The sequence below is a fragment of the Paraburkholderia hiiakae genome (assembly GCF_904848665.1).
In the GTDB taxonomy this organism is placed as follows: Bacteria; Pseudomonadota; Gammaproteobacteria; order Burkholderiales; family Burkholderiaceae; genus Paraburkholderia; species Paraburkholderia hiiakae.
Genome location: NZ_CAJHCQ010000019.1, coordinates 13,324 through 32,337, shown reverse-complemented (window position 1 = coordinate 32,337; position 19,014 = coordinate 13,324). Strand labels below are relative to the sequence as shown.

At 65.0% G+C, this 19,014-nt stretch carries 17 protein-coding genes; 8 read left to right on the top strand and 9 right to left on the bottom strand.

The window, feature by feature from the left end; genetic code table 11:
* Positions 1–137: 137 nt before the first annotated feature.
* Complete coding sequence (locus JMY28_RS29060; RefSeq protein ID WP_201699364.1) at positions 138–938, top strand: alpha/beta fold hydrolase; 801 nt, start codon at positions 138–140, stop codon at positions 936–938.
* A 62-nt stretch (positions 939–1,000) separates the two neighbouring features.
* Here the strand turns inward: JMY28_RS29060 and JMY28_RS29055 are convergent, their stop codons facing one another.
* A complete protein-coding gene (locus tag JMY28_RS29055) occupies positions 1,001–3,040 on the bottom strand; it encodes a 2Fe-2S iron-sulfur cluster-binding protein (RefSeq protein ID WP_201699363.1) in 2,040 nt (679 codons plus the stop codon).
* Between the two features lie 31 nt (positions 3,041–3,071).
* Complete coding sequence (locus JMY28_RS29050) at positions 3,072–3,713, bottom strand: glutathione S-transferase family protein (RefSeq protein WP_201699362.1); 642 nt, start codon at positions 3,711–3,713, stop codon at positions 3,072–3,074.
* A gap of 127 nt (positions 3,714–3,840) precedes the next feature.
* On the opposite strand from JMY28_RS29050, the gene JMY28_RS29045 reads away from it, so the two are divergent.
* A complete protein-coding gene (locus tag JMY28_RS29045) occupies positions 3,841–4,785 on the top strand; it encodes a LysR family transcriptional regulator (protein WP_201699361.1) in 945 nt (314 codons plus the stop codon).
* A gap of 36 nt (positions 4,786–4,821) precedes the next feature.
* Here JMY28_RS29045 and JMY28_RS29040 read toward each other — a convergent pair whose 3' ends face one another.
* The 3 genes from JMY28_RS29040 to JMY28_RS29030 all read right to left on the bottom strand — a co-directional run bounded on the left by JMY28_RS29040 (position 4,822) and on the right by JMY28_RS29030 (position 8,160).
* The gene (locus tag JMY28_RS29040) at positions 4,822–6,096 is read right to left on the bottom strand and encodes a DUF2252 family protein (protein WP_201699360.1); all 1,275 of its coding nucleotides are present in this window, start codon (positions 6,094–6,096) and stop codon (positions 4,822–4,824) included.
* A 144-nt stretch (positions 6,097–6,240) separates the two neighbouring features.
* Positions 6,241–7,296: an O-fucosyltransferase family protein gene (locus tag JMY28_RS29035; RefSeq protein ID WP_236597095.1), complete on the bottom strand. Its 1,056-nt coding sequence runs from the start codon at positions 7,294–7,296 to the stop codon at positions 6,241–6,243.
* 267 nt (positions 7,297–7,563) lie between these two features.
* Positions 7,564–8,160, bottom strand: coding sequence for a LolA-like protein (locus JMY28_RS29030; RefSeq protein WP_201699359.1), 597 nt, complete (start codon positions 8,158–8,160; stop codon positions 7,564–7,566).
* 104 nt (positions 8,161–8,264) lie between these two features.
* Here JMY28_RS29030 and JMY28_RS29025 point away from each other — a divergent pair, with 104 nt between their 5' ends.
* The 5 genes from JMY28_RS29025 (at position 8,265) to JMY28_RS29005 (ending at position 13,745) form a co-directional block, all read left to right on the top strand.
* Positions 8,265–8,780, top strand: coding sequence for an SRPBCC family protein (locus JMY28_RS29025; RefSeq protein WP_201699358.1), 516 nt, complete (start codon positions 8,265–8,267; stop codon positions 8,778–8,780).
* 112 nt (positions 8,781–8,892) lie between these two features.
* Entirely contained in the window at positions 8,893–9,369 is a 477-nt protein-coding gene (locus JMY28_RS29020; protein WP_201699357.1) for a ferritin-like domain-containing protein, read from the top strand.
* A gap of 19 nt (positions 9,370–9,388) precedes the next feature.
* A complete protein-coding gene (locus JMY28_RS29015; RefSeq protein ID WP_201699356.1) occupies positions 9,389–10,075 on the top strand; it encodes an ABC transporter ATP-binding protein in 687 nt (228 codons plus the stop codon).
* A gap of 3 nt (positions 10,076–10,078) precedes the next feature.
* Entirely contained in the window at positions 10,079–12,628 is a 2,550-nt protein-coding gene (locus JMY28_RS29010; protein ID WP_201699355.1) for an FtsX-like permease family protein, read from the top strand.
* Between the two features lie 4 nt (positions 12,629–12,632).
* Positions 12,633–13,745 (top strand): lipocalin-like domain-containing protein, encoded by a 1,113-nt coding sequence (locus JMY28_RS29005; protein ID WP_201699354.1) that lies wholly within the window; start codon positions 12,633–12,635, stop codon positions 13,743–13,745.
* 5 nt (positions 13,746–13,750) lie between these two features.
* Here the strand turns inward: JMY28_RS29005 and JMY28_RS29000 are convergent, their stop codons facing one another.
* From JMY28_RS29000 to JMY28_RS28985, 4 genes are all read right to left on the bottom strand, one after another.
* On the bottom strand, positions 13,751–14,596 hold the full coding sequence (locus tag JMY28_RS29000; RefSeq protein ID WP_201699353.1) for a GNAT family N-acetyltransferase: 846 nt from the start codon (positions 14,594–14,596) through the stop codon (positions 13,751–13,753).
* A gap of 83 nt (positions 14,597–14,679) precedes the next feature.
* The gene (locus tag JMY28_RS28995; RefSeq protein ID WP_201699352.1) at positions 14,680–16,353 is read right to left on the bottom strand and encodes an AMP-binding protein; all 1,674 of its coding nucleotides are present in this window, start codon (positions 16,351–16,353) and stop codon (positions 14,680–14,682) included.
* A 142-nt stretch (positions 16,354–16,495) separates the two neighbouring features.
* On the bottom strand, positions 16,496–17,041 hold the full coding sequence (locus JMY28_RS28990) for a hypothetical protein (RefSeq protein ID WP_201699351.1): 546 nt from the start codon (positions 17,039–17,041) through the stop codon (positions 16,496–16,498).
* 70 nt (positions 17,042–17,111) lie between these two features.
* Positions 17,112–17,915 (bottom strand): LytTR family DNA-binding domain-containing protein, encoded by an 804-nt coding sequence (locus tag JMY28_RS28985; RefSeq protein ID WP_201699350.1) that lies wholly within the window; start codon positions 17,913–17,915, stop codon positions 17,112–17,114.
* Positions 17,916–18,119: 204 nt separating this feature from the next.
* Here JMY28_RS28985 and JMY28_RS28980 point away from each other — a divergent pair, with 204 nt between their 5' ends.
* Positions 18,120–18,998: an FAD binding domain-containing protein gene (locus tag JMY28_RS28980; protein ID WP_201699349.1), complete on the top strand. Its 879-nt coding sequence runs from the start codon at positions 18,120–18,122 to the stop codon at positions 18,996–18,998.
* Positions 18,999–19,014 lie beyond the last annotated feature (16 nt).

Genomic DNA, 19,014 nt, shown 5'->3' with positions numbered 1-19,014 from the left:
TTTTATGACAATCCATGTCCTATCTTTGTAATTTTAGTTGAAACTGGAACAGCCCATACTCGGCCTGCCAACTGGCGTTGCACAAGGTATTCGGCGAAGGGCGCCGCGACCGCCAGCGCGACTCTGCAGGAGATGTCATGGACAGCTTTTCCTTCCTCACGACGACGGATGATGCGCGCATTGCGTATCGGCTCGACGGCGGCGACGACAAACCCACGATTGTGCTGTCGAACTCAATCGGCACTACGCTGCGCATGTGGGACGGCCAGATTTCCGCATTGACGCGGCACTATCGCGTGCTGCGCTACGATGCGCGCGGGCACGGAGCGTCTAGCGTTCCTGCGGGGCCGTATCCGCTTGCGCGTCTGGGGCATGACGTGCTCGAACTGATGAACGCGCTCGACCTGGAACGCGCGCATTTTCTTGGACTCTCACTGGGTGGAATTGTCGGCCAATGGCTGGGCGTGCATGCGCCGGACCGGATCGACAGGCTGGTGCTGAGCAATACCGCACCATGGCTCGGGCCGGCGACCAGGTGGGATGCGCCGATTGCGGCAGTCTTGCAGGCCGATGACATGATGGCCACTGCCGAGACCTTCCTGCGAAACTGGTTCCCGAAGCAAATGCTCGAGGCAACGGATCCGTTGGTGGATAAGTTCCGCGCCATGTTGGTCACGACAAATCGGCATGGCCTTGCCGGTTCGTGGGGTGCCGTGCAGGAAGCGGATATGAGGGGGTTGCTTGTGCGCATCGTGCGGCCGACGCTTGTGATTGCCGGCGAGCACGATACGGTGACGGCGGCGAGCTATAGCGTCCAGATGGCGCAGGCGATTCCAGGCGCGAGATTACTGGTGCTTCCGGCGGTGCATCTCTCTAACATCGAGTTTCCGGAGAGATTCAACGACGAAGTCGTGCGGTTTCTGCGCGCGCCTACCTGACGCTGGACGCGCCTGCGAGCAAGTCACTTCGGCGCTGCTTGCGCGTGCTGCAAGAATGGCGGCTAGAGATCCAGCGTCACACCACCCGCCGCCGGATGCCCGACGCAGATCAGCGCGTAGCCTTGCTCGACGTCGAATTCCGGTGGTTCGTCGTATTCCACGTGTCCTTCCAGCACGCGCGCGGCGCAGGTCCCGCACATGCCGGAGCGGCAGTTGGACGCCGCGTTCGTGCCGCAGCGCTCGGCGGTATCGAGCAGCGAGCCCTGCTGCGGCTGCCAGCTCACTGTTTTCCCTGTGCGTGCAAAGGTCACCGGTCTGACTTCTGTCGCTTCTGTCGCAACGGGAGCTTGGCCAGACGTGCGCTTCAAACTCGATGGTCCGAACGCCTCGAACCGAATGCGCTCGTCTGCGATATTCAGCGCGCGCAACCCGTCGTACAGATCGCGCATGAACGCTTCGGGGCCACACAGATAGAAGTCGTAGTCGTCGAACGGCAGGAAGCGGCGCAACGCATCGATGTTGACGCGGCCCGCGAGCCTGTCGCCAGCAGGCGAATCGTGCTGCGCGGCGCTATCGTACAGATGCACCGACACGTTCGGATGCGCGCGTTCGATCTCGCGCAGCACGGCGGCGAACGGTTTCTCGTGTTCACCGCGGGTACCATGAAATACGTGAATACGGCGCTGCGGTTCGAGCGCGAGCGCCGCGTCGAGCATTGCCAGCATCGGCGTGATGCCGATGCCTGCCGCCGCCAGCACGATCGCGCGCGGACTGCGTGCGTCGAGCTTGAACGACCCGCGTGGCGCCAGCGTGTCGATCAGCGAGCCGATACGTGCGTGTTTGTGCAGCCAGCGCGACACCGCGCCGTCGCGCTTCACGCTGATCCGGTAGCGCGCCGGTTGTGCGGCATCGTGCGCCGCGGAGAGCGTATACGTGCGCATGGGCGGCTTGTCCGATCCAGGCATGGCGATGCGCAGCGGGAGGTACTGCCCAGCTTCGAACGGCGCGAGTGGCTGATTGTCCACGGGTTCGAAAGAGAACGAGCGGATCGTTGGGGATTCGTCGCGCACGTCCGCCACGCGCAGCGTGCGCCATGAGGGCGCGTCGGTTTTTTTCGGCGTAGCGGCGGGCAAGTATTCAGTCAAAGCCTGCTCGAACTGCGGCGCATACTCGACGGCCGACCAGCGCAGCGGCAACGCGCCCCGCACGCGCCGCGCCTCGTGCACATGAAACCGAACAAGCCGCTGCGCCATCGGGAATTGTGCGATTTCCGGGCCGTCCCAGATCACCTCGGCGCGCACCGCGAGATAGAGCAGGTCGCCGCGCGCAAAATCGACGAACAACAGCCCCGCGCGCGGTTCGCGCAGCAGGTTGCCGATCGTGTTGAAAAAATTGTTGCCGGTGAAGTCGGGCGCGGTCAGCGTGCGCTCGTTGTCTATCCGCACGAAGCCGGGCACGCCGCCGCGATGCGAGACATCCACACCGCGCCCCGCTGCGGCTGCGTCATCGAGATTGGCGCTGGCGATAAAAAATGCATCGGCGCGGGCAATCAGAGCGCGGTCTTCCTCCGAGAGTGAATCGGCATGTTCGACCGAAGCGTTCGCCAGCACATTGCCCGCGAACGTCGGCTCACGTCCGTTGATGTACTTCGGACAGTTGCCGAAGCTTTGCTTGACCGCGAGCGTGATCACGTCGCCGTTGACCGCTTCGATCACGCCGTTCACGCGGTTGCGCCGCCGTGTGTGCGGCTGGATGCCGAGCCCGCCAATGCGGGCGCCCGGCACCCAGCTTCCTTCGAGCGGATCACCCGGCAACGCGCCGCCGTCGATGCGCAGCGTGCGACTGTCCGGCGTCGATACGAAGCCTGCCGTGTTCGCACGCAGCGTTGCCCACGGCTGTCCGCTTGCATCGACGCCGCCGAACACCATGAACGGCAGCATCGCGAAGAACGCGCGATGCTGGTCCGGCATGTGGTCGCGGATACCGCGCGAGCCGCTTGTGAGCGCGAAGTCGGCGACGCCCGCCCGCAATTGAGCCTCACGTTCGCCATCGTGAAATGGGCCGCTCGCGTGGTATGGGGTCGGTTCGAAGAGAGCGTTCATCACAGCCTCAGGTTGACGACGCGCGTGCCGCTCAGGCGGCGAGCAGGCCCGCTTTCGTCGACGGCATCGGCACGAAGCCCGGCAACGCGGCGACGCGCTCGAGCCACGCGCGCAGATGCGGGTACGGTTCCAGCGACACGCCGCCTTCAGGGGCATGCGCGATGTAAGTATGCGCGGCGATATCGGCGATCGTCACGTGATTGCCTGCCGCGAATGGCTTGTGCGCGAGTTCGGCATCGAGCAGCGGCAGCAGCGTCCTCGCGATTTCCTGTGCGCGTGCCAGATCGAGATCGCGCTTGAATACGTGGACGAGACGTGCGGCGCACGGGCCGAACGCAATCGGGCCGGCGGCGAGCGAAAGCCAGCGTTGCACGGCTGCCGCGCCAGGCGCATCGTCCGGCAACCACGACGGATCGCCGTAACGCTTCGCCAGATAGACGAGAATCGCGTTCGAATCGAACAGCACCGTGTCGCCATCGACGATGGTCGGCACCTGGCCGAATGGATTGAGCGTCAGATACGCGTCCTGGCGGTGTTCGCCTGCGGCAAGATCCACCGGCACGATCTCGAACGGCAGGTCCAGCATGGACAGGAACAGCCGCACGCGGTGCCCGTGACCGGAAAGCAGCGTGGTGTAAAGGCGGATCGGCGTGGCGGGACGGGCAGCGGGCATCGGCATTCTCCATATCGAAAGCGCTGCGGGAAGCAGCGGCAGGGAGCGCTCAGATTAAGCAATGCCTGCACGCGCGAGAAGACTGCTAAGCTTGCAATCATTTTCTACCGAAAGTGGACAATCGCCGATGACCGATGTGCGCGACGTCAATCTGAACCGGCTAGCGGTGTTCGTCGCCGTGGTCGAGGCGGGGTCGCTGACAGCGGCGGCCGAGCGGCTTGGCATTGCCAAGACGATGGTCAGCGCGCATATGCAGCGGCTCGAACGCGAGATCGGCGCGAGCCTGATCGCGCGCACCACTCGGCGTCTGTCCGTGACCGACGCGGGCCGCGCGTTTTACGACGCCAGCTGCCGCATCCTGCAGATGACGGAAGAGGCGCTTTCGGCAGCGTCGGGCGAGGCTTCGCCCGCGCGCGGTACGCTGCGGGTGAGCGCGCCTGTCGATTACGGCGCACAGATCGTTGCGCCCGCGCTCGTCGATCTGCGCGGCGTGTATCCCGAGCTCGAAATCGAACTGGTCTGTGCCGATCACTACGTCGATCTGATCGGCGAGGGCATCGATCTGGCTGTGCGGCTGGGCAATCTCCCCGACTCGAACTACCGCTCGGTGAAACTCGGCAGCTATGTGCGGTGGCTGGTCGCGAGCCCCGCGTTCGTCGCGCGGTACGGCATGCCGAGATCGCTGAAAGCACTGGCGTCCTTGCCGCATATCGCGATGACGGTGCTGCGCCATCCGTCGACGCTCGAGTTGACGCGCGACGCCGGGCGGCTCGCGGCGGGCCGCGTGAGCCACGACAAAGCCGTGCGCCGCGTGCGCTGCGTGAACGCGTTGAGCGTGAACACGGCCACCTCGGCACGCGCTGCGGTCCTCGCGGGTGGCGGCTTTGCAGCGCTGACCGATTTCTCGACCCGGGCCGATGTTGCGTCCGGCGCTCTCGTGCGCTTGCTGCCCGAATGGTCGGGCGTGCCTTCGAACGTGCAGGCCGTGTTTGCGCCGACGAGCTATCCGTCGGGCAAGGTGCGGGCGGTCATCGAGGCGCTGAAGGCGAAGATCGCGAATAGCGCGGCGTGAGCCTGCGCTTCGATGTTTGCGGGGCTCGCCGCTGCCTCAATTCACCCCGGTGGCATAGCGACGGCAATGCTCGAGATAGCCGGCCTCGTGGCTGCTCGCCAGTTGCACGATGCTCGTCCAGAGCCACAGCGGCGCGTCGATCGTTTTCGAGCGGCCGCGCCGGAGTTCGGCGAGCCAACTGCGCCGTGTCGGCGCATCCATCTGGCGCGCGTGCGCTTGGCCTACCACTGCCGCGAGATAGAACGCGACCTTGCGCGCCTCGCCCTCGTCGAGTGCATCGATCTCGAGCTTGAGATCCTGGGGCAGCAACTCGCGAATCACCACGGCGCGATCGAGCATGCGGGACGCCCGCATGCGCTCGCCGAGAAAGGGCGAGAGATGGCGCGCGCCTTCCACCACTCGCTCGGCGTTGTCGCGCGGCATCGAGGCGTCTTCGTAACGCGGCGCTGCGGCTTTCACGCCTTCCTTGATGTCCATGAGGCACAGATCGTCGCCCTCGATCACACCGCCGTCCACATCGAGCAGCACCGCGTAGCGTAGCCTGCCGAGCGAACTGCAGCCCTTGACCCAGTACGCTGCGTCGATCACCTCGACCTTGCCCGCATCGTTGCGCCCGCGCAGGCCCGTGGGCAGACTCGCGATGGCTTCGTTGCGAAAGAGCGTGTCGATTTCCCGGCGCTCGGCGCGCGTGAGCGGCCAGAAACGCTTGCCAAGCGGAATCGTGGGCTCGAGATCCTCGATGCGTTCTTCGGCCAGGTGCTGCCACGAGCGGCGTACGGCCGCTTTCATCGCGAGATGCACGGGCTCGGGGCGCCCGGACAATTTCGCCTTCGCGCGCTTTGTCCCGAACGCCGATTCGTAGCCCGCTGCGAGCGCCTCCAGCATGTGCACGATAGTGAGACCGGAAAGCGCAGAGCCGCGTGCCGCGGTCGCCAGTGAGAGGCCGAGGCGGATGAGGTCGTGCGCGGGATTGCCGATCACGGTCTGATCGAGATCGCGGATATGGACTTCGACCTTGCCTTCCTGATTCGCGATGGGGCCGAGGTTGCCGGTATGGCAATCGCCGCAAATCCAGATCGCCGGGCCTCGCGGCAGCGAGTCACCGTTCGTCTCGACGATCCATTCGTAGAACCGGGTCGTATTGCCACGCACGTAGGCGTGAGGCGAGCGCGCCATTTTCAGGCGCCGCTGGTCGGTCAGGATGGCCGCGCGCTCGCCCGGTTTGGGCAACGCCTTTGACGACCCTGCGCCTTTCGAAACTTTCGGCTTTGCCTCTCTCGCTTGTTTGCCGCGCTTCTTTTCGCTGGACATGTTCGTCATCCCCTGATTTGAATGCGCTGGATTGCGTCGACGCGATGTCGTGGTTCACGTGGCGTAAGCAAGCGGTGTGCCGCCAGTCTCGCTACGCGCGACGAAGCCCTGCGGCCCGGCGCTCCTCGCTTGCATGATGCGCCTTCAAAGGTCGAAGGATCGGGGTAGGGTTCCGGCGTTTGCCGTCGTCCCGGTGCCCGTGAAAGGCGAGTCGAAAGCCCCGATTTCGGTTTCCGGATTGACGAGGTCGTTGTCGCGCTTGTGCTGCTCGGTCCAGATCTGGCTATCGGGAAACCAGAATGCGTTTTCGCGCGGAGGCACGACGAGTCGCACCTGCAGCGACGGATTGAAGATCTTGGACCACGCCGAGAGATAGGAGGGCGTCTTGATCAAACGCCCGCAATTTGCGAGTAGCAGGCTCGCGACCAGGGCTTCGCGGCCGATGGCGAGTCCGGGATGTCCGCTGAAGTGCACCGGCGTCTCGCCGCTCGCGAGCAGCGTGGCAGGCGCGACGTTCACGGGCACGGCGAAGCCCCACTTCAGGAAGAAGTCAAGAAAAGCCTGCTCGTCGCTGGAGACGAAGATGTTGGTGAGATGCGGGTCGTCCGCGAGTGTTCGCTCGACCCTCTGGCAAAACGTGCTCCAGTCGATCGGATGGGCCTCGAACTTTTTATCCGTGCCGCGAAAGTGGACGCCCAGTGTCGAAGCGCCGATATCGAGCCGCTCGCTGATGCGCTCGACTTCCTCACGGATCGATGCGCTTGGCCGATAGTTCGACAGGAACAGCGCACTCGCGCGCGCTAGCCCGAGGCCGGCTTCGTAACGGCGAAAACCAAGATCGCCGAGATCGCGCACGACCGACGTTCGCAAACCGGACCGCTCCGTTTCCGGCACGGCGGACGGTGCGAGGTCTTCAAAGCATTCGGCTAGCCAGTCGATTTTGCCTTGCGGGTCGCCATAACTGCCCCCACGGGCCGAAATGACGGGCGTCAGACGCTTTTCGTCGCAGTACAGGAGGATGCACAAGACGATCTGCATCACGGAAAAGAAGCCCGAAGTTGCGCGGATCTCTATGACGAAGTGGCCGCGATTGAGGCGTTGTCTGGCATGGAGGCAAAGGCGGCGTGGCGTATTGAGCGCATTCTTGAAGTCTTCGCTGCGCCGCACCTGTCTCGCGACTTCAATAAGGTTTCTGAACATGCCATGTCCCTTCGATCCGGGTAACGGAGATGATTCCGCGAGCGGGGTGCTCGCGGTCGATTCCGTCGACGGATTCGCCTTTAACTGCGTTAGCAACGATTCGGGAGGAGACGTATGTTTTCCGACGATAGCTTAATCGTCGTGCACGCCTGGGCTGGCTGGTTATTTGGCATCCTAAGCGATTGGGGCATTCTAGGATGTCATGTTTACGCGTCGATTAAACTGAGGATTAAGTGACATGCCCGACGCCATCCATCGCTCGCGCGTCTAGCCAAACGGCCTGAGTTGCGAAGCGGGCACGTCGATGCGCAGGTTCTCCATCAGCACCGTTTCGATCGGTTTGCGCGACTCGCCCTCGCTCACGACCTTGATGGGCAGACCATGGCTCAAATCGAACCACAACTCATAACGGAACACGCCGGTCGCCGGGTGTCCAGACCGGCACGTCACGATCACATGCGCCGCCTCGCGCGCGCCGATCGTCGCAGCGCCGGTGACCTGCGTGTCGCCATGCTGTTGAAGCTCACGGACATTGACGAGCAGTGCGCCGATATCGGACTCGTCGACGCGATGACCCTGCGGGCTCTGGATCATGTGATTGTCGGGGCTCAGCGTGAGTCTCGGAAACGTGTCGATACCGAATGGCCAAAGCTTGACCTTCCCCGATTCGGGGTTGAAGGTGAGTGTCGCGCCAGCATGCGGCCGGATGAAGTCCATCCGAACAAAACCCGGCTTGCGGTAGCCATAAAGCACCTCGACGGTTTGCTCGCCCGCCGATGTCGATTTCAGGGTGACCTGATAGTTTGCGAGCGCATCGAAACGTGCCTGCGCGACGGCCACGAAATCGCGGTCTGGGAGCGTCATCGCCGCCTCCTATACTCGAAAGTGGATGATGGGTCATTCTGGAGCACGGCTTCGCACCCCGCAATGCACACGTAGCCGTATCGCAAACAAGGAGGAAGCGAACGATGGCGCAATTCCGTCTGACCACCTTGTGGTGCATCGAGGCGCCGTTGCAGCCGGTGTGGGACGCGATCCACGATTCGATGAACTGGCCCAGGTGGTGGAAGAATGTCGAAGCGGTGCGCGAGTTGCAGTCGGGCGAGACAGACGGTCTAGGCGCCGTGCATCGTTACACGTGGAAGGGTGTGCTGCCGTATCGCGTCATCATCGACGTACGCGTGACGCGCGTCACGCCGCTCGTGGCGCTCGAGGGCGAGGCGAGCGGCGCGCTGGAAGGCATGGGGCGCTGGCATTTCGCAGCCGACGGCAGCCGCACGGTGGTGCGCTACGACTGGCACGTCAGGACGGCCAGTGCGTGGATGAGCGCGCTCGCGTTCGCGCCGTTCGCGCGGCTCGTATTGCGCTGGAATCACGATTCGATCATGCGCGAAGGGGGCCTTGCGCTCGCGCGGCTGCTCGAGGCGCCTCTTGTCGATTGCAGCGCCGAACGCAGCGCCGAACGCAGCGCCAAGCCGCGATAAGTGCAACAATCGAACCCGTTGGCGCGCTTGCACACGCTTTCTGCACGATTTCTGCGAGAAGGAGGAGTGATGAACGATCCCCACCGCTTATTTGCCTTGCATGGGAGGCAACATGACTGAGATCGAAAAGGAGTCGGTCGTCGCAGTGCTGAACAAGATCCTCGAATCCGAGCTGGCGGGCGTGGTGCGCTATACGCACTATTCGTTCCTGGTATTCGGATTCGGCCGCATTCCGATCGTCTCCTGGCTGCGGCAGCAGGCGGACGAATCGCTCTTGCATGCGCAGCAGGCCGGCGAATGGATCACGACGCTCGGCGCGTATCCGTCGCTCGCAATCGGTCCGCTGCTCGATTCCCACACGTTCGATATCGGGTCCATCCTGCGCGAATCGCTCGAGGCCGAACAGATCGCGCTCGGTCTTTACCGCGAGCTGCTCTCGCTCGTGGCCGACCGCTCGGTTGCGCTCGAGGAGTACGCGCGCCAGATGATCCAGGTCGAGGAGTTGCACGCGGGCGAGGTCGACAAGATGCTGCGCCGCCCCGGCTCGACCACGACCGCGCCGCAGCACGGCATGGGGCTCGCCGAATAGGCGCGCTATCTGGCTCACTATGCTGACGCTCGCCAATGTGTCGAAGCACTACGACGGCACCGCGCCGCGCAACGTGTTGCGCGGCGTGAATCTCGAACTGGGCTCGGGCGAGTGCGTCGCGATCATGGGCGAATCCGGCGCGGGCAAATCGACGCTGCTCAATCTCGCGGCCGGACTCGACCGGCCGGATGCGGGGCGCATCGTCTTCGACGGACATGATCTCACCACGCTGGACGATGACGCTGGGACCCTGCAGCGCCGCCAGAAAATGGGCTTCGTGTTCCAGGCGTTCCATGTGCTGCCGAACCTCACGGCGGCGCAGAACATCGCGCTGCCGCTGCTCCTGAACGGCTTGCGCGCGAAAGACGTGCCGGCGCGCGTGTCGTTCGTGCTGCAGGCGGTCGGGCTCGGCGGGCGCGAGCACGCGTTGCCGCGCGAACTGTCGGGCGGCGAATTGCAGCGCGTGGCGATCGCGCGTGCGCTCGTGCATCAGCCGCGTCTCGTGCTGGCCGACGAGCCCACCGGCAATCTCGATCACGACACGGCGATGCGCATCCTCGCGCTGCTGCGCGATCTGGCGCAAAAGAACGGCGCGGGCGTGCTGCTCGCGACGCACTCGGCCGCCGTGGCGGCTGCCGCCGACCGCGTGCTGCGGCTCACGCCCGACGGGCTCCAGCCGCACGCGCCCGGCGCAGGCGGTGCGTAGGCGATGCGCTGGCTCATCGGCGGCGAAATGCGCGCGCATCCGCTGCGCACGTTGATCGGCATTCTCGCGATCGCGGCAGGCGTCGCGATGGGCTACGCCGTGCAGTTGATCAATCGCGCGGCGCTGGGCGAGTTGTCGGCTACCGTCAACTCGTTGATGGGCAATGCCGATATCGAACTGCGCGGGCCGCGCGCGGGCTTCGATGAGGCGCTGTATCCGCGTATTGCCCGTTTGCCCGAGGTCGCGGCGGCAAGCCCGGTGGTCGAGGTCGATGCGCGCGTCGCGGGGCGCGACGAGTCATTGAAGCTGCTGGGCGTCGACGTGTTTCGCGCAGGCTACGTCACGCCGAATCTCGTCGGACGCGTGGATCGAGCGGATCGAGCGGATCAAGCGAGGCACGCGACTGGCACAAAGGCTGGCACCCTCGATCTGCTCGATCCCGACACCGTGTTTCTCTCACCCGCCGCGCTGACCTGGCTCGCGCTCAAGCCCGGCGACACGCTCACGGTACAAGTCGGGCTCGCTCAAGTCGCGCTGCGCGTCGCGGGCGTGTTGCCTGCATCGGGCGATGCGGTGCGCGTCGGCGTGATGGACATTGGCGCCGCGCAATGGCGCTTGCAGCGGCTCGGCACGCTCGAGCGCATCGACATCAAGCTCAAGCCGGGCGTCGACGCAGAAGTGTTCGCGGGTTCGATCGCGCCGCTAATGCCAGCGGGTGTGGCTGCCGTCACGCCGAGCGACAACGCACACCGCACGTCGATGCTCTCGCGTGCCTATCGCGCGAATCTCAACGTGCTCGCGCTCGTCGCGCTGTTCACGGGGGCGTTCCTCGTCTTCACGATGCAGGCGCTCGCCGTGCTGCGGCGCCGCGCGCAGTTTGCGCTGCTGCGCGCGATCGGCGTGACGCAGCGGGGGGTGCTGTGGCTGGTCGTCTCGGAGGGCGCGATCCTCGGCGTGCTCGGCGCCGCCGTGGGGCTCGCCATCGGCTTCGCGCTCGCGGCCGCCGTGCTCCGGTATGCGGGCGGCGATCTGGGCGGCGGCTATTTCGAAGGGGTTCAGCCGCGCGTGCATTTCGATGCGATGCCCGCGGCGATATTTTTTGCGCTGGGGGTGGGGGCTTCGGTACTTGGCAGTCTCGCGCCGGCGCTCGAAGCGGCGAGGGCGCGGCCCGCGCGGGCGCTGAAGGCGGGCGACGAGGAAGCGCCGACCGCACGGTTGCGGGCGAAGCGCGCCGTCACGGCGGCCCTGCTCGCGATCGGCGCCGGGCTCGTCGCGGCATTCTTGCCACCCGTGGCCGGCTTGCCGGTGTTCGGCTATCTCGCCATCGCACTGTTGCTGCTGGGCGGCGTGCTCGCGATGCCGGCCGTCGCCCGCGCTGTGTTCGCCGTGCTGCCCCGCTCGGATCACGCGTTGCCGCAGCTCGTGCTGGCGCAGCTTGCCAACGCCCCCGGCCGCGCGACGATCGGGCTCGCGGGCATCGTCACGAGCTTCAGCCTGATGACGGCGATGGCGATCATGGTGTCGAGCTTTCGCGTCGCCGTCGACGACTGGCTGCAGTTGCTGCTGCCCGCGCCGCTCTATCTGCGCGCTGCGCCCGGCGGCGACAGCGCATTCCTGTCGCCGGGCGATCAGGCGGCCATTGCGGCCAGGCCGGGCGTGACCCGCGCAGAGTTTCTTCGCGCAACGCAAATCACCCTCGATGCTCGTCTGCCGCCCGTCAGCCTGCTCGCGCGGCCCATCGATGCGCGCAATCCCGCCGCGCGTCTGCCGCTGACGACGGTGCCGCTCGTGCCGCAACCCGGCGATCCGCCGCCAGTGTGGATCAGCGAGGCGGCCGCCGATCTGTATGGGATGCACCCCGGCCAGCGCATCACGCTGCCGCTGGCGGGACAGCGCCTCCCGTTCACGGTGGCGGGCATTTGGCGCGACTACGCACGCCAGTTCGGCGCCATCGTGATCGACACGAGCGACTATCGCCGCCTGACTCGCGACACACGCGTGACCGATGCGGCCTTATGGCTCGCCTCGGGCGTGGCGCCCGCGCAAGCGATCGCGCGCCTGCGCGAGAGCGTGCGCGGCGGGCAGCGTCTGGAGTTCGCGCAGCCGGGCGAGATCCGCGCGGCGAGCCTGCGGATCTTCGATCGCAGCTTCGCCGTGACGTATCTGCTGGAAGCGGTGGCGGTGATCATCGGACTGTTCGGCGTCGGCGCGAGCTTCGGCGCGCAGGCGCTTGCCCGCACGCGCGAGTTCGGCATGCTGCGGCACATCGGCGTGATGCGTCGCCAGATCGCCGTCATGCTCGCGATGGAGGGCGCGCTCGTGGCGCTGCTCGGCGTGCTAGCCGGGCTGACGCTGGGCTTGGGTCTCGCGATGGTGCTCGTGCATGTCGTCAACCCGCAGTCGTTTCACTGGACGATGAGCGTGCACATGCCGTGGGGGTTGCTGGCCGCGCTGGCGTCGGCGGTCGTCGCGGCCGCTGCGCTCACGGCGCTCGTAAGTTCGCGCGCGGCGATGTCGGTGGATGCGGTGCGCGCCGTACGCGACGACTGGTGATGCGATGAGACGGCGCATGTTCCTTTTATGGCCGCTAGCCGCCCTCACGCAGAACGCCGCGTGGGCAGGCATGCCGCAATACCCGGCGGTCACGAGCGGACAGCCGCTCGTGTTCCCGCGCGACTATGGCGCGCATTCGAGCTATCGCAACGAATGGTGGTACGTGACTGGATGGCTGCAAACGGATGCCGGCGCATCGCTGGGCTTCGAAGCGACATTCTTCCGCTCGCGCCCCGCGCTCGACGACGCGAACCCGAGCCGCTTCGCGCCGAATCAATTGCTGTTCGCCAACGTGGCGCTGAGCGATCCGCGCGCGGCCAGCCTGCAGCACGACCAGCGCGTCGCGCGCAGCGGCTTCGGCCTCTCTGAAGCGAGCGAGACGGACACGGCAGTCCACATCGACGACTGGTCGCTCGAGCGCAATACGGACGGCCGCTACCGCCTGAACGTGGCCACGCCCGGCTTTGCGTTCGCTTTCACCTTGGCGCCGACGCAAGCGGTGCTCGTCAACGGCGCAGGCGGGTATAGCCGCAAAGGTCCGCTTCCGGACGAGGCCAGCTACTACTACAGCCAGCCGTGGCTGCAAGTCGACGGGGTGCTCGAGCGCGGTGGTGATTCACGCGGCAATCGGGAGCACGTGCGCGGGCAGGCGTGGCTCGATCACGAATGGTCGTCGGCGCCGCTTGCTGACGACGCCGTTGGCTGGGATTGGATCGGCATCAATTTCGATGACGGCGGCGCGCTGATGGCCTTGCAGATCCGCGACAAGGCAGGCCGCAAGTTCTGGGCAGGCGGCACACTGCGCGCGGCTGATGGAAGCACGCACGCGCTATCGCCCGATAGCATCAGCTTCACACCGCTGCGCCGGTGGCGTTCTCCGCATACCGGCGCCGAGTATCCGGTGGCGATGCGCGTCGATGCGCAGGACCGGCATCTGACGCTCGCGCCGCTCATGGACGATCAGGAATTCGACAGCCGCGCGACCACCGGCGCGGTGTATTGGGAGGGCGCAGTGACGGCCTTCGAGGCGGGCGCAAGCACGGCAAAGCCTGCTGCAAAGCCGATCGGACGCGGCTATCTCGAACTCACGGGCTATGTACAGCGGCTCGAGCTTTAGAAACTTCACCCCAGTTCGAACGACGTCACCCCGAACACGCGATCAATCGCAATCGCGGGGGCGTTTTTCGTGTACATCCGCGCGGTTTCGAAGACGCTCGTCATGCCGTGCCGCTCCGCCAGCGCGACAGCCGCGGGATTCGTTTCCGGCACGTCGAGCACGATGACCTCGCGAGGCACGCGGGCCGCCAGCGCGCGAATGAGGCCGGTGGCGACGCCCGCATCATCGGCGAAGAGCGGGCCGATCTTGCAGCCCGCCTCGCAGCGGCGCACGACACCGTATCCGGCGACCCGGCCCGCGTCGATCGTTGCGAGCGCAATGGCATCCGGCTGCGCGATCCACGCGCGGAGGAAGTGATCGCGCTGCGCCGGAAAACAGCGGCGATCGTAGGCAAGCAACTGCTCGAACGGTATGTCGGCCGCCGCCACCACATGCGCGCAACCGATGCCGCTCACGCGTCCCTGATAGCGGATGTTGCGGTATGCGAGCCGGAACCCGGACTTCCTGTAGTTCGCCTGCTGGGCAACGACGCCATCGAGACCGATGTTGCGGTGTCCCAGGTAATGCATGCCGTGCTGCCAGATTCGTATGCCGAAGCCTCTATGGCGAAATCCGGGTTTCACGATATAGAGACCGATGAAGCCAAAGCTGTCGTCATAGGCGACGGCGCAAATGCACGCCACCGGCTCGCCGCGCCAAACGCCGACGAAGAAACCGTTCGGGTCCGCTTCCCTGAAACAGTGCGGATCATGCAGGCCGGGATTCCATCCCTCCGCAGCGGCCCATTCGACCGACATGGCCACCTCGTCGGCCGACATGGTGCGCACGATGAAGTCGCCAGGTTGATCCATGAAATTGGGGCACGCGGTTCTTGTCGCGCAGGTCAGGGGGCACGACTGCCCCGATTATGACACCGCTGAATAGCAGCGCCGCGCTAGACGCTCAGCCGCTCTCGCAATTCTCGCCTCAGCACTTTTCCAACCGGCGTTTTCGGCAGATCGTTTACGAAGACCACCTGCTTCGGCACTTTGTAAGCGGTGAGGCTGGTGCGCGCAAACTCGATCACTTCCGACTCGGTCAGCCCTGGTTCCTTTTTCACCACGAAGGCGACAGGCGTCTCGCCGGATTGTGAATCCGCCACACCGACGACCGCGACTTCCAGAATGCCGGGATGCCGGAAGAGCACGCCCTCCACCTCGTTCGGGTAGACGTTGAAACCGGAGACCAGAATCATGTCCCGCTTGCGGTCGACAATCCGGATGACACCGCGCTCGTCCATGATCCCGATATCGCCGGTCGAGAAGAATCCATCGGCGCCGATCGCATGGGCAGTTTCCTCCGGCCGGTTGAAGTAGCCTTGCATGATGACGGGTCCTGCGACGCAGATTTCGCCGGGCATACCGGCGCGTACAGCCGCGCCGCTTTCGTCGCGGATTTCAATGCGCATGGACGGCAGTGGCACGCCGATCGTGCCCTCGAAGGCAGTCTGCGTGACGGGATTGGCCGTCACCGCGCCCGCGGCTTCCGAAAGCCCGTAGGCTTCCACCACCGGGATGCCAGTGAGTTTCTGCCAGCGCTCGGCAACTGCAGGCTGGGTCGCGGTGCCTCCCGCGAAGGTACTGCGCAATGAGGAGAAGTCGAGCGCCGCAAAGTCTGCGTTGTTCATCAGCGCCGTGAATAGCGTGTTAAGGCCGCCAAACACGGTTGGCCGGTGCCTTGTAAAGTCCTTCACGAGGGCGGGAATATCGCGTGGGTTCATCACGAGAATGCAACGGGTTCCCAGATGTAACGAAACCAGGCATTGGCACACCAGGGCAGCCACGTGGTAGAGGGGCAGTGCGATGAGCGTGATTTCGCCGCTCGCCCGAAACACCGGCTTGACCCACGCGGCAAATATCAGCACGTCGGCGAGCACGTTGCCATGCGTCAGCACGGCCCCTTTGGGCTCACCGGTCGTGCCGCCGGTGTATTGCAGAAATGCCCTTGTCTCGCGATTCAGCGCTGTCCTGACGAAGTCCGCGGCGGGGCGGGCGGTCATGGCGGTCCTGAAGGCGATCGCACCCGCGATCGTCCAGTCCGGGACGAGCTTTTTCTTTTTTCGGACGACGTAGTCGACAAGGAGAGATTTCGGGAAGTTCTGCATCTCCGCGACACGCGCGACGATCACGTGCTCAATGGCGGCATGGACGAGCGCCTGCTGGAGCGTGGCCGCGGAAACCTCCATCACCACGATCGCGCGCGCGCCGGAATCCTTGATCAAATTCGCCAGTTCCGGCGCGGTATAGAGCGGGTTGACGTTGACAACGGTGAGCCCGGCCCGCAGCGCGGCAAACATCGCGATGGGATGTTGCAGCGAGTTCGGCAACATTAGCGCGATGCGGTCCCCGGGTTTGAGCCCAAGGTCTTTCTGGAAATAGGCGGCGAGGCGTGCGGAGTTCTCTTCCAGCTGACGATAGGTGAGATCCACTCCGAACTGATGAAAGGCGATCCTGTCGCCAAAGCGTGCAACGGCCTCTTCCAGGAGGGCTGCCATCGAGGGGTAGTCATCGAGGTCGACGTCTGCCGCAACGCCAGCGGGGTATTGCGAAAGCCAGGGCAAGTTTGACATTTCGTCCTCCGCTGCCGGACTCCTTCGGCGTTCACTGCTTCTAATTTTGGACTCCTAGCGTATTCCCGCTACGTTTCGCCAAGTGTGCTGTAGCGCACGTACGCGCACGATCGGACGCACGTTCCTGCACGAAGGGCGATGGCTATTCAACGGGAGCCGGCTGAATAGTTATTTCTGGTTGCGGGTCGTGGGGCATTTGCGACGCGGGCTCGACGTCTTCTTCCGGCGTCGGCTCGACGTTCTGAACGGCGGGTGGCGGGACGCTTTTGACCACAACGGGCGCCTCGGAGACTGGCGCGGGCGCTTTGGGCTGCGCCGTATGGGCGCTGGTCATGCCCGTGCCGACGTTCGAGCTCGTGGTGTTCGCACTTTTGAGGAGGCCCTGAGAATCGAACAGGAACACGGCCGCAGACGAGTGTGTGTCGGCACCGGCGACCAGTGCACCGATGAACGGGATATAGCTTTCCGGGTGCGGACGTGATGTCACGTAGGTGTACACAAGCAGCGTCGAGCCGTCGTCCAGCGCGGTCTCGACCGACGCCGGGCCGAGCGCGGTAATCACGTCTTGCAGGGTGGTCACGCCGTGCCTGAAGTTCGCCATCTGTTCGGGCCTCACCTCGACACCGGATGTCACGCAACCGGCAAGTAGTGCGCCGCACAGTAGCCCCGTGACCAGTTCGCGCTTCATATCGCCCCCTGATATTCATTCTAGGACGAACGAGTCCGGTCGGCAGACGTGAAGCGATCGGCGCCTGCCTTCAAACCACGCCAAGCCACTCTTTGAGTTGTGCGGCGCGTGAGCGGCTCACCGGCACGACGCTGCGTTCGCCGTCGTCCATCACGAGGTTCACGCTGTCCTCGGCTTTGACGAGTTCGACGGCGTACGGCAGGTTGACGATGTGGCTGCGATGCACGCGCACAAATGTGTTGCTGTCGAGCCGCAACTCGAGGTCGGCGAGCGACAGGTTGGAGAGGTAGCGATCGTCCTTCGTGACGATCGTCGTGTAGTGGCCGTCGCCCTGAAAACGCACGATGTCCTTCAGGTCGATCAGGATCACGCGGTTCTTGCGGTACACCGGAATCTTGTAGAGCCGCCGAGGCAGCGTGGGCGCGCCGGCAAGCGACTCGGAGGACGGCTCGGTCGTCAGGTCGGTGAGGTCGTAAAAAATCATGCAGGTGCCGCACGTGCCGTTCATGTCCGACATGCGTGACACCTTGAGCATGAGAATGCGGTCGGGAATGTTGATCATCATCGCGACCGGAGGCGGCGACTTCACCGGGCAGCCGCCGACGTCGCGCGACTGCAGCAGGAAGCGCAGCTTGTCGCGGCTTTTTGCCGGGTGCAACTGCACGACATCGATGCCGAACAGCTTGTCCTGGGCCACGCCGAGCGACTGCTCGCCGGCAGGCCCGAGAATCTGCAGCGCGACGTCATTGAACGCGCTGACGCGCCCCTGCGCGTCGAGCCACACCACGCCCGGATTGAACTGCTCCAGTCGGTGCTGAAAAGTCTCGGCGCGGCGCGCGTCGGTGGTCGGCATGGCGTGCTCGAACGGTTTCATCCAGGGTTCTCCCCGATGCGGCCGCGGCTTTGTGCGTGGCGTCTGCGGCGGCGGGACGTTGCCTCCGTTTTATGTCCTTTCCCTCTTTCGCGCAAGTTTTCCGGTGCCCGGCGCAGCCAGGACGCCGTTCGCGAAAACGCGTTGAATTGCTGCGTTGCATTGTGAAATCCTGAACTGCAGGACGATGACAACAAGGAGACTAGTGTGATTCCCCGCCCATTCGAATACCACGCTCCAAAAACCTTGTCCGAGGCGTTCTCGTTGCTCGGCGCGCATGGCGATACGGCGAAGCTGCTTGCGGGCGGACACAGCCTGCTGCCGATGATGAAGCTGCGCTTCGCGCAGCCCGATCACCTGATCGATCTCGGCGCCCTCGCCGAGCTCAAGGGCATTCGCGAGGAAAACGGCGTGGTGTGGATCGGCGCGATGACGACCGAGAACGAGCTGATCTGGTCACCGTTGCTGCAGGCGCGCTGTCCGCTCATCGTCGAGGGTGCGCGCCAGATTGCCGACCCGCAGGTTCGCTATCGCGGCACGCTGGGCGGGGATCTTTCGCACGGCGATCCTGGCAATGACCATCCGGCGCTGATGATCGCGCTCGATGCGTCGTTCGTGCTGCAAGGCGCGGCCGGCGAGCGCGTGGTAAGCGCAGACGGCTTCTTCGTCGGCACCTATGCGACGCTGCTGGAGCCTGACGAGATCATGACCGGCATCCGCATTCCCGTGCCGCAACCCGGCACTGGCTATTGCTATGCGAAGCTCAAGCGCAAGACCGGCGACTTCGCGACCGCCGCCGCGGCCGTCACGTTGCGCCTGGGCGGCGGCGATGTCGAGCACGCGCGCATTGCTCTGACGAATGTCGGCGACACGGTGATTCGCGCGGTGGACGCCGAGCAGGCGCTCATCGGCAAGCCCTTCGACACACTCGCGCTCGACACGGCGGCGCGGCTCGCGATGGCGGCCTGCGATCCGGCGCCGGATCTGCGCGGCGATGCCGACTACAAACGCGCGATGGCGGGCGAGATGACGCGCAGGGCGCTCAATACGGCGTACGAACGGGCCGCGAACCCGGCACGCCCATAACTCAGGGAGAGCGAGA